This window comes from Enterococcus sp. AZ080 (genome assembly GCF_051714945.1).
Lineage (GTDB): Bacteria > Bacillota > Bacilli > Lactobacillales > Enterococcaceae > Enterococcus_B > Enterococcus_B pernyi.
Genome location: NZ_JBIOSV010000001.1, coordinates 1,216,286 through 1,232,545, shown reverse-complemented (window position 1 = coordinate 1,232,545; position 16,260 = coordinate 1,216,286). Strand labels below are relative to the sequence as shown.

15 protein-coding genes are annotated in these 16,260 nt (G+C 39.9%); all 15 read right to left on the bottom strand.

All coding sequences use genetic code 11. The features are described 5' to 3' along the window. Positions 1–6: 6 nt before the first annotated feature. Positions 7–1,989, bottom strand: coding sequence for a DNA internalization-related competence protein ComEC/Rec2 (locus IGK01_RS05785; RefSeq protein ID WP_438840560.1), 1,983 nt, complete (start codon positions 1,987–1,989; stop codon positions 7–9). 15 nt (positions 1,990–2,004) lie between these two features. Further along, positions 2,005–2,283: a hypothetical protein gene (locus IGK01_RS05780; protein WP_438840559.1), complete on the bottom strand. Its 279-nt coding sequence runs from the start codon at positions 2,281–2,283 to the stop codon at positions 2,005–2,007. Next, on the bottom strand, positions 2,276–2,758 hold the full coding sequence (locus IGK01_RS05775) for a ComE operon protein 2 (RefSeq protein ID WP_034689319.1): 483 nt from the start codon (positions 2,756–2,758) through the stop codon (positions 2,276–2,278). The genes IGK01_RS05780 and IGK01_RS05775 overlap by 8 nt, the downstream gene beginning before the upstream one ends. 19 nt (positions 2,759–2,777) lie before the next feature. Further along, positions 2,778–3,431 carry a helix-hairpin-helix domain-containing protein gene (locus IGK01_RS05770; protein WP_438747909.1) on the bottom strand — a complete coding sequence of 218 codons (654 nt, stop codon included), beginning with the start codon at positions 3,429–3,431 and terminating at the stop codon, positions 2,778–2,780. A gap of 122 nt (positions 3,432–3,553) precedes the next feature. Further along, complete coding sequence (locus IGK01_RS05765; RefSeq protein WP_438840558.1) at positions 3,554–4,696, bottom strand: hypothetical protein; 1,143 nt, start codon at positions 4,694–4,696, stop codon at positions 3,554–3,556. A 303-nt stretch (positions 4,697–4,999) separates the two neighbouring features. Next, positions 5,000–6,043, bottom strand: coding sequence for a SepM family pheromone-processing serine protease (locus IGK01_RS05760; RefSeq protein ID WP_438747905.1), 1,044 nt, complete (start codon positions 6,041–6,043; stop codon positions 5,000–5,002). Next, entirely contained in the window at positions 6,033–6,524 is a 492-nt protein-coding gene (gene coaD, locus IGK01_RS05755) for a pantetheine-phosphate adenylyltransferase (protein WP_010735654.1), read from the bottom strand. Before coaD ends, IGK01_RS05760 begins: the two co-directional genes overlap by 11 nt. Then, positions 6,525–7,082, bottom strand: a complete 558-nt coding sequence (gene rsmD / locus IGK01_RS05750; RefSeq protein ID WP_023519532.1) for a 16S rRNA (guanine(966)-N(2))-methyltransferase RsmD — start codon at positions 7,080–7,082, stop codon at positions 6,525–6,527. Positions 7,083–7,265: 183 nt separating this feature from the next. Then, positions 7,266–7,607, bottom strand: a complete 342-nt coding sequence (locus tag IGK01_RS05745; RefSeq protein WP_010735656.1) for a YlbG family protein — start codon at positions 7,605–7,607, stop codon at positions 7,266–7,268. Beyond that, complete coding sequence (locus tag IGK01_RS05740; RefSeq protein WP_041684405.1) at positions 7,591–8,022, bottom strand: YlbF family regulator; 432 nt, start codon at positions 8,020–8,022, stop codon at positions 7,591–7,593. The genes IGK01_RS05745 and IGK01_RS05740 overlap by 17 nt, the downstream gene beginning before the upstream one ends. Continuing rightward, positions 8,009–9,139 carry a CAP-associated domain-containing protein gene (locus IGK01_RS05735; RefSeq protein WP_062805346.1) on the bottom strand — a complete coding sequence of 377 codons (1,131 nt, stop codon included), beginning with the start codon at positions 9,137–9,139 and terminating at the stop codon, positions 8,009–8,011. Before IGK01_RS05735 ends, IGK01_RS05740 begins: the two co-directional genes overlap by 14 nt. 17 nt (positions 9,140–9,156) lie before the next feature. Continuing rightward, positions 9,157–12,585, bottom strand: a complete 3,429-nt coding sequence (locus tag IGK01_RS05730; RefSeq protein ID WP_023519529.1) for a pyruvate carboxylase — start codon at positions 12,583–12,585, stop codon at positions 9,157–9,159. A gap of 21 nt (positions 12,586–12,606) precedes the next feature. Next, positions 12,607–13,773, bottom strand: a complete 1,167-nt coding sequence (locus tag IGK01_RS05725; protein ID WP_438840557.1) for an FtsW/RodA/SpoVE family cell cycle protein — start codon at positions 13,771–13,773, stop codon at positions 12,607–12,609. A 2-nt stretch (positions 13,774–13,775) separates the two neighbouring features. After that, entirely contained in the window at positions 13,776–14,078 is a 303-nt protein-coding gene (locus tag IGK01_RS05720; RefSeq protein WP_010735661.1) for a YlaN family protein, read from the bottom strand. A 97-nt stretch (positions 14,079–14,175) separates the two neighbouring features. Then, positions 14,176–15,954 (bottom strand): DNA helicase RecQ, encoded by a 1,779-nt coding sequence (recQ, locus tag IGK01_RS05715; protein ID WP_438840556.1) that lies wholly within the window; start codon positions 15,952–15,954, stop codon positions 14,176–14,178. Between the last annotated feature and the right edge of the window lie 306 nt (positions 15,955–16,260).

Genomic DNA, 16,260 nt, shown 5'->3' with positions numbered 1-16,260 from the left:
AAATTACTAGTCTATCATTTTATGAAGTCGGCCATTTTTTGTCCAAATAGGATGCCAATAAAAAGTGATCGCTCCATTTTTATCTGTTCGATAAACTGCACTCTCTAAGCTTTCTAACGTTTCAAGGACTTCAGGATGTGGATGGCCATAGCGATTGTCAAGCCCGTTAGATAAAATCCCCATCTTCGGTTGTAAAGCAGCCAAAAACATAGGATGACTCGAACTACGACTCCCATGATGTCCTAGTTTCACGACCTCCGCCCTTAATGTTGGGTAAGCATTCAACAGGTCGAGTTCCCCTTCTTGATCCAAATCCCCCAGTAATAAAAAGCGCTGCTTCTTATATGCGAACCAGAGAACCACTGAATCTTCATTTTTTCCTTGCCCTTCTTTACTTGGCATCAAAACGTACAAGTCAAAGCAAGCAGATATTCGATCTCCTTGCCTGACTTCTATGATCTTGGTTCCTAACTGACTAATTTTTATCAATCGTTCGCGAAACTTTGGCTCTTTGGCAGCGCCCCAACCAATATATATCTTTTCAATGGTGAAATGTGACGAGAGTGTCTCTAATTCTCCGATATGATCAGTGTCATTATGTGTGAGAAATAGTTTTGTGATCGTGGTGATCCCTTGTCCTTTTAAATACGGAACGATATTATTTTCTGCATAAGGACGAGTAATACGTTGCTGCCACGCTTCTGTTTCAACATTTAATCTGCCCCCAGTATCGATTAAAATCACTTCTTGTTTCATCGGACTTTTTAGTAGGATACTGTCGCCTTGTCCGACATCGATAAAGGTGATCGTAGTCGAGGCATCAAGTAATGGTATCAAGAAATAACTGAGGAGGAGTGATAATGAATAAATGATTTTTTTCCATGGCGGAATCGTTACGCTCTCAAACAAAAGTAAGAGGACGACAATACTCAATAAAACGAAATAAAAAGCGGGTTGCCCGATCGTCAGTGTGGAGAAATCAAAACAAGAGAGGAAGTCTTCAAAGAGAATCAAACACGATTCGAGGATTTCTAATAAGGACTGCGGAAGGATGTTGCCTGCTAAAAAGAGAATGATCACCCCTGGAAGAAGGACGTATTGGAATAATGGAATACCAAGTGTCGTGAATAGGCCACCTAAAAACGACCACTCATAGAAATACCAAGCACTTAAAGGTAATTGGATTGCACTTGTTTGGAATAAATAGAATAAACGATTGTTCCAACCTTTTGATGAGTGAGAAAATGTCAAAAACAATAAACTCATCCATATACTTAATTGCGCGCCCATTTGAAGCAGGATCAATGGATCGAACAATAAAAGCAACCATAGATTCAAAGAAAAGCAATCAAGCGTAGATAGTTTGATTGCTGCCAATTTAAGTATAAGCTTCAACATAAATAAGCTCCCTGCTCTAACCACAGAAAATGAGCCTCCAGCTAATAGGATATACCCCACTGTAAGTAATGTCAGTGGAAGAATCGTAATAGACAAAAGACAGCCACTTCGTCGAAAAAGATAATACAAAAATCCTAAATAATAGTGGACATGCATCCCAGAAACTGCGAATAGATGCAGTAACCCAGTGGCTTTAAAAATTGATTCGGATTCGCGAAAAGAAGCATCACGATAACCGTAAAGTAAAGCGTTGATATACTTCCCTATTTTTTCAGGATAGCGTTTTTTTACATAATTGATTGCTTTGCCACGGAGGTCACGAAATAGAGTCACCCCTCCCATTGTTGAAGGCAGGACTTGAAAATCAGTTCCATGAAACTGACCACTGGTTCGTGATCCCTTCAGATATTTGACCGCATCAAATGCATAACGATTACGCAGGGATTCAGGTTTCTGATAACTGCCAGTTACTCGAAGTTCGATCGGATACCCGCGAAAGTCTTCCCATTGTTGTGCTTCTGCTTTTGTTTTGGCTTGATAACTTAGCTGTACTTTTTGTTTCGTTGGGATTCTTCGCGCCTCTACAATCAACCAGTCGCCATTCCGTTAAATTGTATCGGTCATCAATAGAAACTCTTCAGTTGTTTTTGTGTGATCAATCGAGGGAACCTCTGAACGAAGACAAGCCAACCAGACTGTCAGACTGCAAAAACAACAAAGATAGATCACGGCTTGCTTGTGTTTGAATAGGACCAGAAGAAAAAGACCAGCAACGATCAAGCGAGAAAGATCATGCTCCTTATAGTAAACGAAACATAAAATGACCGAAGACATTGCTGGTAAAATCAAGTAATTACGAACTTGTTCGCCAAATTGTTTAATCAAGTTCTCCTGTTGACTCTTGTTGAAGTTTAGCAAAATATTTCATATCTAAATTGACTTGATGGACGGATGCACCTAATTGGGTAATCAATGACTGTGCATAAGGGTCATTGCGATAATCATGCAAGTAGTGGATTTTCCTGATTCCTGCTTGAAGCAATGCTTTTGTACATGCCAAACATGGAAAATGGGTGACATAGATCTCTGCTCCTTCTGTAGGAACTCCGAGTTTTGCACATTGGAGTAACGCATTCATTTCTGCATGGATCGTTCGTAAACAGTGACCATTCACGACATAGCAACCTTCGTCGATACAATGAACATCCCCACTCACTGCGCCGTTATAACCACCCGCAATGATTCGTTTTTCTCTAACTAATGTGGCACCTACTTCTAATCGTGTACATGTACTTCTTAATGATAATAATACGGCTTGTGCCATAAAATACTGATCCCAAGGAATTCGTTCATTGCTCATAATTTGTCTCCTCATTGGTTTATTCTATTGTAATTGTAACGAAGTTTTTCAGTTTTTCAACTGTCTTTTCGCCAAATCCCGATATTTCTTTCAAACTTTCAATTGTTTGGAAGGAACCGTTGGTTTCGCGATAATTGATGATCTCTTGTGCTTTCATTGCCCCGATTCCCGGAAGCTCCTGTAATTCAGCAAGGCTGGCAGTATTAAGATTGACTTTCTTTTCCTCTGGCTGTTCTTTTGCCTTTACTTCCTCTGCGAACTGAGGCATCTCTTCCCCAACTTGGGGAATATAAAGCACTTGTTGATCCGAAACTTTTGCAGCAAAATTGATTTGTTTTTCATCAGCGTGTGCAGTCAATCCTCCTGCTTTTTCAATGATATCAAATACACGTTCCTCGTCGGTAAATGCGTATATTCCTGGTCGATGGACATTGCCTTTCACGTCTACATACATGATTGGGTCGTTTGTCGTTGTTCCGGTTGTCGCAGTTTTTTGGTAACTATCCGAGCTTGTAGCAGTTAGCAACGGTACGTTACTAGCTTCATTGATCTTAGTTGGACCGATCTGACGGTATAAGACCACTCCTACTATCATACTAACTGATACACTGCATATAAAAAATAGAATGAAACGTTTTGGCGAATCAAAGATTTCTTGAACTATTTTCTTCATTGGTATTCTTTGCTATTTCATTTTCCTTTCTAAAAAATAGTGAAAAAACATCTATACTTCGATGTTCCTTCACTATTAAATACGCCTCAAATGATGATTTCTTTTATTTTTATATCCACGGTTTATTTAGTTGGTTCTATCCTTGGTTTCGGCTTCAAACTTGGAGAAGGCGGAGCTGGTCGTCGATTTTCCCCTGACTTACTCATTGCTGCTTGTTTGGTCATGCCAAATGAACGTTTGCCTGAGTCATTATGACTATTAAAAACCATACGGTCGGACTTCCCAGATCTGTTCTCTATTTCCAAGATTCGTTGTTTCACCGATTGCACAGCACCTTCTACAGATAAGTTTTTTGACGAAATAAGTCCTTGATTGATCGCAGATTTTACTTCTCGAGGTTTCGAATCACGTCGTTCAACCTCATCTTTCAATGAATTTTTTCTTCCATTATTTTCTTGCAACTCTGAAATTGGTGATAACCGTCTTGGTTGTTTGCTTTGTTGCTCATGATGACCAGTAAATGCTCCCTCGCCATGAACGGAAGAATTTCTGTGGTGTCCAGTTATAGGTCGTTCGATTCGTTCCTCTTCATTATGGGAAACTTCTATATACGATGAAACGTTCTCCCCATTGTTCGCTCGTCGGATTACTGCGTAAATAACGGAGTCATCTTTTCCATGGATAGTTATCTTGCGAGACTTCTCGCTTTCTCCACCTTCCTCTAGGAAAGAAAGGGTACTGTAGTGTAATTCATCTTCTGTTTCAGGTTGACGCCATTTTTTTTGCTCCGAAGATTGTGCTCGAAGCTGTTCCCTTAGTTTCAACCCGCGAGCCGTAGGGATAGATTTCGCTCTTGAAGCTAAGCGCTCGATTTCATCAACGATTTCTTTTGAATCAATCCATACATCTTTAGCAACAATCGATTGAATATATTCTGATTTAAAATATTTACTATTCAAATCCTTTAGTGTATTCTCATATTTTTTAGGCTCTTTATTCTTACGCCTAAGAATAAAATTGAAAACTCTATCCGTTTTACTCAACTTCTTCTGTCGAAAATCTGCAAGTAAGCGCCTGGTCCACAACACACCGTTTCGATGTTTTGACAGTTGGTCTTTCGTTTCTTCCAATTGTTTGTCAAAATCAATCAATACACGTTTAAAGTCTGCTGTTTTCCGCAAATGCCCAAAATTTTTTTTATACTTTTTTTCGGAGTAATATTCTCCGATATCGAATGATGATTCTCGATTGCTTGGTTGTTCCATATTTATCTTGCCCCTTTCTAACTCTTTTTTATATAGTAGCAAACTTACTTAAAATTACCTACAAAATAACAAAACGTTTTTTTGTAATTATTGAAAAAAAAAGAAAAAGAGGGGACATGAGCCCTTTCGTACCACCTAAACCGAATAAACGGCGGGAACAGATAGAAACTCTTCGAAAAATAATGCGCCACTCACAAAAATTTAAAAAACAATTTTCGTGGATGGCGCATTATTAGTTGAGGCTAAACATGTCTAGACCTCGCTTTAAAATATGAGTACAAAACATACAAGTCGATAAACCGTTTATTTCATGTTCTCAAGATACTCTAAGGCATCTTGCACTGTTTTGACCGGAACGATCTTCATCGATGTATTGAGTTTTTTAGCCGCAGCTTTGGCTTCTTCATAGTTCGTTTTGATATCTGGATTTTCTTTTTTCACTTCCTCAGAAATCGTATCATCTGGCGCAAAAAAGATATTCATTCCTGCTTCGTCTGCACTTGCCACTTTTTTATCGATTCCACCGATTCGTCCCACTTCACCTGCACGATTGATTGTCCCTGTACCGGCTATTTTTTTCCCTTTACGGATGTTTTTATGGGTCAACTGTTCATAGATCTCCAAAGTAAACATCAAGCCTGCTGAAGGGCCACCGATTGAACCAGAATTGATTGCCACTTCTGTGTCTGTGGCGATTTCTGTATGGTCGGTCAACGTGATCCCGATTCCTGGTTTTTTATCTGTCGATAACTCGATCAGTTTACCTGAAGCTTCTTCTTCTTTGCCATTGTGGATGAAGGTGATTGTGACAACCTGTCCTACTTCCTGTCCTTTCACGTACTCCATAAATTCTTCCGCACTCTTGAAACTCATCCCATCTACTTTCGTGACTGTATCGCCAACAGATAGTTTCTTGTAAAAACTCGAATTTTTTTCGACGCCCATGACATAGACACCTTTGAATTCCATCGTATACGGAATATTCGCTAGTTTCAAGGCTTGCTCGATGGCGGCATTTTGTGAGGATTCCATATAATATTTTTGCATCTGATTATATTCTTCATTTGTCGCTCCACCAGTCAACTCTTCTTCACTGATAACATCTTTGAAATCTGACAGCAGTGCGGAGACGACACCAAATCCTGTTGCTCTTCTGATTCCTACAGAAGTGAGAGAGAAAGAGCCTGATTCTTTATCTTCTTGATCATTGACTGTGATCATATCTTTAAGATCAATTGTGGCACCTGGAGCCTCCACATAATAGGGTAAAGGAACAATGACAAAGCCTGCTAATAACGTACCTAAAAGGATTACGGATAATGTTTTCCACCATTTCTTATTCTGCATCACTTTCACGCTTTCTAGCTAATGCTTCGTTGATCACAGTAGGTAAATAGGTGCTCACGTCCCCACCAAAATAAAGAACCTCTTTAAGCATACTTGAGCTGATATGGCTATACTCTGGTTTTGCCATAAAAAGCACCGTCTCCAATTCAGGACTCAAATGATGATTCATTTGCGCAATGTCACGTTCATATTCAAAATCTTTGAAGCTGCGAACACCTCGAACCAGCGCTTGAATACCTAGTTCTTTTGCCGTCGTCACTGTCAACTGTGTCTCTTGGTGGATCACTCGGACATTTTCTAAGTGTGCGACTGCTTGTGTGATCAATTCCAAGCGTTCCTCAGCCGTGAACAATGTTTTTTTTGATGTATTGATAAAGATACCGATGATCACTTCATCAAACAACTTCGCAGCTCGTTCGATCGTGTCTAAATGTCCCATAGTCAATGGGTCGAAACTCCCTGGAAATAAAGCTCTTCTCATTTATATTTCCTCTTTTCTATAAATGGTCACCGCAGAGATGCCATAGGTCTGCTGTTTGATTTGTTGAAAATTTCCTATTGTCTCAGGAAGCTCCACTGACTTATCTGTTTCGCATACGATCAAGGCAGCATCCTGAAAAAGAGCCAATTCTTCCATACGTTTAATTTGATCGACGATTTTTTGTTTAGCATAAGGTGGATCTAAAAATAGAATATCAATCTTTTGATCTTCTTTCGCCAGTGACTCAATCGCTTTATCAGCATCTAATTTCATTGTATTGAATTTGTTCGGTTCTTTAGTGATTTCAATATTTTCTTTGATTATTTTTAGTGCTTGATAGTTTTTCTCCACGCAGATTGCGTAGCTACAGCCTCTGGAAACTGCTTCGATCGCTAGACCCCCGCTTCCTGAGTAAAGATCCAAAACGACCTCTCCATTAAAATAAGGACCGATCATGTTGAATATCGACTCTTTGACTTTATCAGACGTCGGTCGAGTATTTGGCCCTGCTAAACTTTTTAAACGGCGACCGCCGTAATCTCCTGAAATTACTCGCATCTACTCACTCCTTGAAACATACTGTTATTAGTATACCAAAAAAATAGACTTGATTCCGACTAAAATCGTCAATTCTCAAGTCTATTTTTTCTTAATTTAACTTTTTATAACTATTCAAAATCTTTTTATCACATTTTCTTCATTTTCGTCGATTTTATTAACTATAACGCTAGACTCTCTTTACTAGAAAACGTGATCAGCTAAGCGGATCTTGGTGTTTAATTCTTCGATCTCGAAGCCTTCTTCTTTTGTGTCCGCCTTTTTGCCGATTTTTTCAGCAAAATTCATTTCGATATCTGGTCGATAAGAACGTTCGACATTTCGTACGAAATGTAATTTCTTGATCCTTTCTTCCGTTTGTTCATAGTTGTCTTCATTTAAATACATGATCACATACTTCATTTTACGAGAGACATAATGCACTAATCCAAATTTGCGAAGATTTTTCAATTGTTTTAAACTATATACCCACACGACTAACCCTCGCCGATGTGTTTGTTCAAATTTTTTATTTTCTATGTCCATGGCAGTTTCCTCCGCACCCTTCACTTTTTTCAAAAAATGGACTACCTGCACTGATTTTGATCTCCGTCGAAATCGTATGTGCAAGTTGTTTTCCAATGGAATCTAGTATCTTTTGTAATTCTGTTTCACTTATTCGAAAAGCTGCTACTTCCTCATTTAGATCCAACTGCCTTTTGGCTTGGCGTACAGTTCGTTGTTTTTCACGAAACTCTGGAATGTACTTTCCATAAGGTGAAATTTCTTCAAATGCTTGTCTGCTTACAATAAAATCATTTTTTAACTGGTTGACGTTGATAGAAGTTTCCATCTCTTTTTTAGTTTTGAGATATTGTTCCATCATTTTACTTGTTACAATCGTTTGAACAAGCTGATGACACTGGTCCTCCAGTTCAAACAACTCCTCATTGATTATCACTGCTTTCACTAGTCTCCTCTTTTTCCTTCATTAAGACTAACATGTTTTCTTTCGAAAACGCAACGCCTAACTGTGTTGGTTCTTTTTCCAAGAATCGATCATGATAATAAGGATCAGTATATAACAATAACACTGAAAAAGTCGGATCAATGATTGGATGCATGAAAATCCCAGTTGTTTGATCTAATTGTCGTTTTTCCACTAAGCGATTGATTTCATCATTTGACAACGTAAATTTAACTGTAGTTTGCGAAGTCTGTGTTGCCATTTGCCACTCTGCCAAACGATTTTCTGCCAACCATTCTTCTGGTTGTTCGATAAAGTCTGTTAACAGTACATTCGTTTGGATCATAAAATCTGGAGAGTAATGATAATCAGGCAGTTCAGCTTCTTGGCGTAATCTCGTCAATACTCGAGTGATGACACGCTCTCTTGATTGATTGATACTTTCCCAGTCTGCTGAACTGTCCATTTCGTAGTGGGGCAATCCCTCTCCAAAGACCTGGTAAGGCATTAATTTCAATAAGCTTTTCTTATTTAAATAAACTGTTGAAAATAATCCACCTGTGTCTTGATCAAAGAAAAGCATCGCAAATGTACCGTTATCAAAAGCAATCAAGGGACGATAATTCATGTCTTCTTCAGTTAACTCGATTCCGACTTCTGTCTCTTCATACTCAAATGTGAAGTTCGGAAAAATCGTTGTAATCTCTGTCAGATCCTGCATAGTCATGCCAACGGCAAATGGTGTCAAACTAGTTGCGTTCGCATTTAAAACTTTGATAGCCTCTACTCGGTCATTTTGTATATTTGCTTCAAGTACGATTTGTTGAATTGGATCTTGATAATATCTGATCTCAAAGCCGAATCCGCTCGTCAAACGATCTTTAGGTGAACCAATCTCTGCTTCTAATTCGGTGACTGATCGACCAATATATGTAGAAAAGCCAGTCGCATTTAGCTCCTGGTATTTCCAAGACGTTACCTGATTTTGATTTCCTATCAGTTGTTGGTCTTGCGTGGATGTTTCAAGTTTGGGAGGGAACACTACTGGCTCCAAATATAAAGCCGACGTGACGAATAGTAGTGTTGCTATAAATAGACCTAGTCGTTTCAAATGTTCCCTCTCCTTTCTTATTTTTCTGTAACTTCGATCAATAGATCTCCTGAGGCAATGGGATCGCCAGCAACAACATAGAGATGTGCGATTTCTCCATCAAATGGTGCTTCAATGGCCGTTTCCATCTTCATTGCTTCAGTAACCATCAATGTATCGCCTCTTTTGACCGTATCGCCTTTTTTCACCAAGACGTCTAAAACTGAACCGGACATCGTCGCACCGATTTGTTCGCGATTGGTTGGTTCTGCTTTTCGTCTAGTTTTTACCGCACTGACGATCGACGTATCTTTGACGGTGATTTCTCTTCGTTGACCGTTCAAATTAAAGAATAACACACGATTTCCTTCAATATCAGGTTCACCGATCTCGTCTAAACGAATGATCAGGATCTTGCCTTTTTCGATTTGAACGTTGACCGTTTCCCCTAAACGAATCCCTTGGAAGAAAGTCGGTGTATCCAGTAATGTGACATCGCCAAATTGATTATAAGCGGTCTGATAATCCAAGAAGACTTGTGGATACATCAAGTAACTCAAGACTTCTTCTTGTTTTGGTTCATAGCCGATCTTTTTAGCTAATTCTGCTTTGACTTTTTCGAAGTCTACTGTTTCAGCGAACAATCCTGGACGTTCGGTGATGGCTGGACGACCTTTCAAAATGATCTTTTGGAGTTTTTCTGGGAACCCGCCTACTGGCTGGCCTAATTCACCTTGGAAGAAGGTAACGACTGATTCAGGGAAACTCAATGTCTCGCCTTTTTCGTAAATGTCTTCTTCGCTCAACTCATTTTGGACCATGAACAAGGCCATATCGCCTACAACTTTAGAAGAAGGCGTGACTTTGACGATATCACCAAACATCAAGTTTACTGTGTGGTACATTTTTTTGATATCATCCCAACGATGACCTAAGCCAACTGCTTTGGCTTGTTGTTGTAAGTTCGAGTATTGTCCACCTGGCATTTCGTGCATATAAACTTCAGTTTCAGGTGCATTCAAGCCATTCTCAAATGGTTTGTAATACATGCGAACATCTTCCCAATAGTGATTCAACTGTTGCGCATTTTCAATATTGATTTCTGGTACACGTGGACCATTGACCAAAGCGTAATACAAACTGCTCATACTTGGTTGGCTAGTATTTCCACTCATCGCACTCATCGCTACATCGACGATATCGACACCCGCTTTAGTTGCTGCTGAGTAAGTGATGATGCCATTGCCACTCGTATCATGTGTGTGTAAATGGATTGGTAGATCCGTTGTCGCCTTCAGTTCACTGATCAAGCGATAAGCAGCTTGCGGTTTCAACAGTCCTGCCATATCTTTGATTGCGATCAGATGAGCGCCTAACTGTTCCAGCTCTTTTGCCATGTCCTTATAATATTGCACATTGTATTTCGCACGACTTGGATCATTGATATCACCTGTGTAGCAAATCGTCGCTTCTGCAATTTTCCCTGTATCACGAACGGCTTGGATACTCTTTTCCATTTGCGGTACCCAGTTCAGACTGTCAAAGATCCGGAAGACATCGATGCCTTGTGTCGCTGCTTCTTTGATAAATTCAGCGATCACGTTGTCTGGGTAGTTGGAGTAGCCGACAGCATTCGATCCTCTAAAGAGCATTTGCAATAAAGTATTTGGCATCAAGGAGCGAATCTTTCTCAGGCGTTTCCATGGATCCTCATTCAAGAAACGATAGGCGACGTCAAATGTTGCACCGCCCCACATTTCGCTTGAAAACAGCTCAGGAAGCCCTTCACCAGTCAATCGCGCGATTTCTTTGAAATCTTTTGTGCGCACACGAGTAGCCAATAAGCTTTGATGGGCATCTCTAAACGTGGTATCTGTCAATAACACATTTTCTTGTTGTTTGACCCAATCCACTAATGCAGAAGCGCCGTCTTTGTCTAAGACATTTTTTGCTGTGATGTAATCCGGACGAGTGATCAGCTCTTTTGGCATACGTGGTGCATCGTAATATGGTTTTTCACCACGTTCAATGCCAGGGAAACCATTTACTGTGATTTCTCCGATGTATTTCATCGTTTTATTTCCACGGTCACGTAAGCGTGGGAAGTCAAATAATTCATTGGTACTATCGATGAACGTCGTTTTAGCTTGTCCTGATTGAAATTCTGGGTGCAAGATGACATTCAACATAAATGGAATATTTGTTTTCACTCCACGGATACGGAATTCTCTCAAGCAACGTTCCATTTTTTGGATCGCTGTTGCAAAATCAGCCGCATGGGTACAAACTTTTACTAGAAGCGAATCAAAATATGGGGTAACGATGTAACCTGCATAGGCATTCCCTACATCTAAGCGGACGCCCATCCCACCTGGTGAGCGATACGTATCGATCTTACCAGTATCTGGTAGAAAGTTACTCAATGGGTCTTCCGTTGTGATCCGACATTGGATGGCTGAACCTTTGATTTTTATTTCACTTTGCTGTGGCAATCCGATTTCTTTATGCAGATCTTTTCCTTGTGCAATCAATAATTGCGTCGTCACGATATCGACATCCGTAATCATCTCAGTGATCGTATGCTCCACTTGGACACGTGGATTGACTTCAATAAAATAAAATTCGTCATTTTCCACTAAAAATTCGACTGTCCCTGCATTGACATACCCCACATGCTTCATCAACTGGACAGCAGCCTGACAAATACGTTGACGCTGTTGCTCATTCATCGAAACGCAAGGAGCGACTTCTACGACTTTTTGATGACGCCGCTGGACTGAACAATCCCGTTCAAAGAGATGGATGATGTTTCCATGGGTATCCCCTAAGATCTGGACCTCGATGTGTTTCGGATCAGCGATATACTTTTCAACATAGACTTCATCACTACCAAAAGCAGCTTTCGCTTCACTTTTTGCACGTTCATATCCTTCACGAGCGCCTTTTTCGTCATATGCTACACGCATCCCACGACCGCCACCGCCTAATGCTGCTTTGATCATCACTGGATAGCCATGACGTTCAGCAAATGATAAAACTTCTTCAATTGACTCTACTGGACCATCTGTCCCAGGGATCGATGCGATACCAGCTTCGATTGCTGCTGTTTTCGCTTTGATCTTATCGCCAAAAATATCAAGATGATGAAGTTCTGGCCCAACAAAAGTGATGCCTTCTTCTTTGCACCGTGTGGCAAAGTGTAAGTTTTCAGATAATAATCCATAACCGGGATGGATCGCGTCCGCTCCACTAGCCTTAGCAATCTCAAGAATCCCTTCAATATCAAGATACGCATCTATCGGTCTTTTTCCTTTACCAACTAGATATGCCTCATCCGCTTTAAAGCGATGCACGGAATATTCATCTTCTTCTGCATAGACACCTACAGTTTGGATCCCTAATTCTGTACAGGCACGAAATACCCGTACAGCAATTTCTCCTCTGTTAGCTACCAAAACTTTTCTCATCGAATCACTCCTACGTCAATTTTAGTAAATACCTAAACTCTTCCGTTTCTCATCTGCGCTGATATTCAGGACGAAACCTACGCAGATCGAAAGCATCAGCAAACTCGAACCACCTTGACTCAAGAATGGGAATGTGATCCCTGTCAATGGGATGATCCCAGTGATCCCGCCAAGGTTGACAAATACTTGGATCAGAAACATCGAACCGATTCCGATACATAGCAAAGAATTAAATGGATCTTTTGAGCGGATACCCACTAAGATGATACGCGCAATCATGAACATCAATAAAGCTAAGATCAAAATACCCATGATCACTCCTAATTCTTCTACTACGATGGCATAGATAAAGTCGGTTTGCGCTTCTTGTAGAAATCCTTTTTTCTGGATACTATTCCCTAATCCGCGACCGAATAGACCACCGTTGAACATCGCATAATAACCATTCACCATTTGGTGTCCGTTATTCAATTCATCAGTAAAAGGGTTTTGAAAAATCTCAAAACGATGATAAATATATTGTAGGCGACCAGGGAAAAGTTTCCCTTGGGTCACGTTGATCAACCAAATTGTTACTACACTAAAAATGATTCCTCCGACACCGACGATCAAGGTGTAAAAATAATTGACGCCGCTAGCTAATAGTAACACGATGATGATCAAAAAAATAACCGTTGCATTCCCAAAATCGGGTAGACTTGCCACTAACACTGTCAAGGCAAGTACTAACAATAAAGGTCGTTTGACCGTTGCAATGAAGTTTTTTTGCACACTCATTTGTCTCTGTGACAAAGTAAAGGAAAGATACCAGATGGCAATGATCTTTAGGTATTCGGCGGGCTGGATAGAAAATCCGGCAATTTCAAGCCAACCTTTTGCACCATTACGTTCTTCCCCAAAAAATAAGACGATCAATAATAAAATCGTCAAGACTGCGATAGCCGCCATGATCAATCGCTGATTTTTTAATACACCGATTTTCATTTTGTATAGGAATGCAATAACGATCAAGCTAAGCACCCAAAAAATACTTTGATTGATGACTGATGACGCTGGATTGCTCCCATTTGCTAATAGCAAGTAGGAGGTGGAGCTATAAACCATGATCAACCCGATGATACATAAAATCAAATATGGAATCAAAATACTGTAATCCAACAGATGCCTTTTTTTCACTTTATTCGGCAAGCTTATTCCCCCTTGCCACTTTCTTTTTTATCATAATTTTCTCGGTAAACTTCATTGTATAAGTGATTCAATTGACGTTCTAACTCACTGAGCATCAGTTGCCCTTCTTTTTTTTCAATGATCCCTACACGTATCGCAAAACTCACTTGTTGAGAAAATCCATACATTTGTGTATCGACTACCTCTTCAAAGGCTTTGCACTGCGAGATACAAAGACTGTTTGTTTGATTTTGGATCAAACGCTTGATGCGATCTGCCTCATCAATCAACACATTGAGTGCCGTCTCTTTTGAAAGAGAATCCATTTGCCTTTCCCTCCATTTCTAAGTTCATTCATTATAGCATATTTTATGCGATAACTGAGCAAGAACCTAGATTTATCTAGGCTTTTTTTTAGGTTTTTTAACTGTCACTTGGCGTAGCGCTTTCTTGGAAATTTTTGATTACCTGCAAGAACATTTCACCGTACTTATCAAGCTTGCTTTGCCCTACCCCTTTGATTTGGAGAAGTGCCAATCGGTCATTTGGTCGATGCTGACTCATTTCTTTGAGTGTCGCATCTGAAAAAACAACATACGGCGGAACACCTGCATCAACAGCTAAATCAGTCCGTAACTGGCGTAATACTTCAAATAGACCATCCGTTTCGTCATGCGACAATTGTTGCACTTTTTTGGGTTCCTTTTTGTGGACAGTTACTTTTCCCATAAGCACTTGCACCCCAAGATCGCTGACTTTCAAAACAGGGTATTCACCACTAGCCGCAAGTAAGTAGCCACTTGAAATCAGATAGTCGATCAACTGTAATATATTTTTTTGTGACAGATTCCTTAGTAGACCATAAGTAGACAATCGATCAAACTGAAACTGTTTGATTTTCTGATCTTTTGATCCGGCAAGGACTTTCATTAGTAATTGTTTTCCGTAGTTCTCACCCATTCGTTTCAAACAAGACAAAACCATTTGCGTTTCTGTGGTCACATCGACAAGTTCACGATCATCAAGACAGTTGCCACAACGCTGACAAGGCTCGCTTGCTTCTCCAAAGTAAGAAAGAATATATTGTTGCAGACAGGATTCGATATGGACGTATTCAGTCATTGCTCGGATCTTGTCGTATTCCTTATGTTTTTGTGCTTCCTCACGTTGCGATTGTTGAACAAAAAACTTTTGGACTTGCACATCTTGTGGCGCAAATAGCAAAATGGCTTCACTAGGTAAGCCATCTCTTCCGGCACGACCAGCTTCCTGATAATATGCTTCTAATGAACCTGGTATTTGGTAGTGAATGACAAAACGAATATTACTTTTATTGATCCCCATTCCAAAAGCGTTCGTTGCTACTAATAGCTGAATACGATCATAGAGGAAAGCTTCTTGCATTTCCGTCCGTTCCCTTTCTGAAATACCGCCGTGGTATCTGCCAACGGAAAAACCAAATTTCGCCAACAACTGATATAGTCGATCCACTTCTTTTCTAGTCGCGGCATAAATGATGCCGGATTGATTTTGATTCACTTTTAAATACTCGACCAAATATTGTTCTTTTTTTTGATCTTTGATAACCTGCAACCTCAGATTTTCTCGTGCAAATCCAGTTTGAATATGGTTCTGTTCAGGGATTTTTAAAAGTCTTTTGATATCTGTCGCTACAGGGACAGTAGCAGTTGCTGTCAAGGCCACGATGGGCGGACGCTGAGGAATACCTTCTAAAATATTCGCCATCTGTAAATAACTGGGTCTGAAATTATGCCCCCATTGCGAGATACAGTGGGCTTCATCAATGGCAATCAAGTGAACGGACCAACGATTCATCGCTTGGATAAAATCAGGCATGATAAAACGTTCTGGTGCAACATATAACAATTGATACTTTTCTTCATCTAATGAACGAAAACGTTGTGCCACTACATATCCTTCTAATGAACTATTAATAAACGTAGCAGCGATCCCCAGTTGATTCGCAGCATCCACTTGATCTTTCATCAAAGAGATCAAGGGAGAAACGACGATCGTCACCCCTTCCAAGGCTAGCGCAGGTAGCTGATAACATATTGATTTTCCGCTTCCAGTCGGCATGATACCCAAGACATCTTCTTGAGCCATGATTTTTTCAATGATTTCTTTTTGGCCTGGGCGGAAAAGCTCATATCCAAAATATTTTTTTAATAACTGCTCCACATGCGCCCTCCTCGATTTCTGTTTGTTTTTACACTTTCAAGTTTTACTTCTTTCATCTAACTATTAATTACGCATTTTCTCAAATGATTCATCAGACATGTACTATCTATTCTACTTCTGTCTGCTCATAAGAGCAAGCCTAACTCCGTGAAACAAAACACCGTTTGTGAAACCAAAAACAGAGTGCTTTGAGTTTTTTAAAAGTTCTTTAAAAAATTCATCTTGCCGTTCTTGCTTTCATTTTTTGTTTCTTTAAGTTCTCCACAGCTAAGGATTGACTTCCTATTACGAGAATTTTGATTTTTG

What these genes read in the sequence shown, in the direction of transcription:
- IGK01_RS05760 (WP_438747905.1), bottom strand. Translation starts at nt 6,043, where the DNA reads ATGCAGAATAAGAAATGGTGGAAAACATTATCCGTAATCCTTTTAGGT.
- IGK01_RS05730 (WP_023519529.1), bottom strand. Translation starts at nt 12,585, where the DNA reads ATGAGAAAAGTTTTGGTAGCTAACAGAGGAGAAATTGCTGTACGGGTA.
- coaD (WP_010735654.1), bottom strand. Translation starts at nt 6,524, where the DNA reads ATGAGAAGAGCTTTATTTCCAGGGAGTTTCGACCCATTGACTATGGGA.
- IGK01_RS05765 (WP_438840558.1), bottom strand. Translation starts at nt 4,696, where the DNA reads ATGGAACAACCAAGCAATCGAGAATCATCATTCGATATCGGAGAATAT.
- IGK01_RS05745 (WP_010735656.1), bottom strand. Translation starts at nt 7,607, where the DNA reads ATGGACATAGAAAATAAAAAATTTGAACAAACACATCGGCGAGGGTTA.
- rsmD (WP_023519532.1), bottom strand. Translation starts at nt 7,082, where the DNA reads ATGCGAGTAATTTCAGGAGATTACGGCGGTCGCCGTTTAAAAAGTTTA.
- IGK01_RS05775 (WP_034689319.1), bottom strand. Translation starts at nt 2,758, where the DNA reads ATGAGCAATGAACGAATTCCTTGGGATCAGTATTTTATGGCACAAGCC.
- IGK01_RS05720 (WP_010735661.1), bottom strand. Translation starts at nt 14,078, where the DNA reads ATGGATTCTCTTTCAAAAGAGACGGCACTCAATGTGTTGATTGATGAG.
- IGK01_RS05770 (WP_438747909.1), bottom strand. Translation starts at nt 3,431, where the DNA reads ATGAAGAAAATAGTTCAAGAAATCTTTGATTCGCCAAAACGTTTCATT.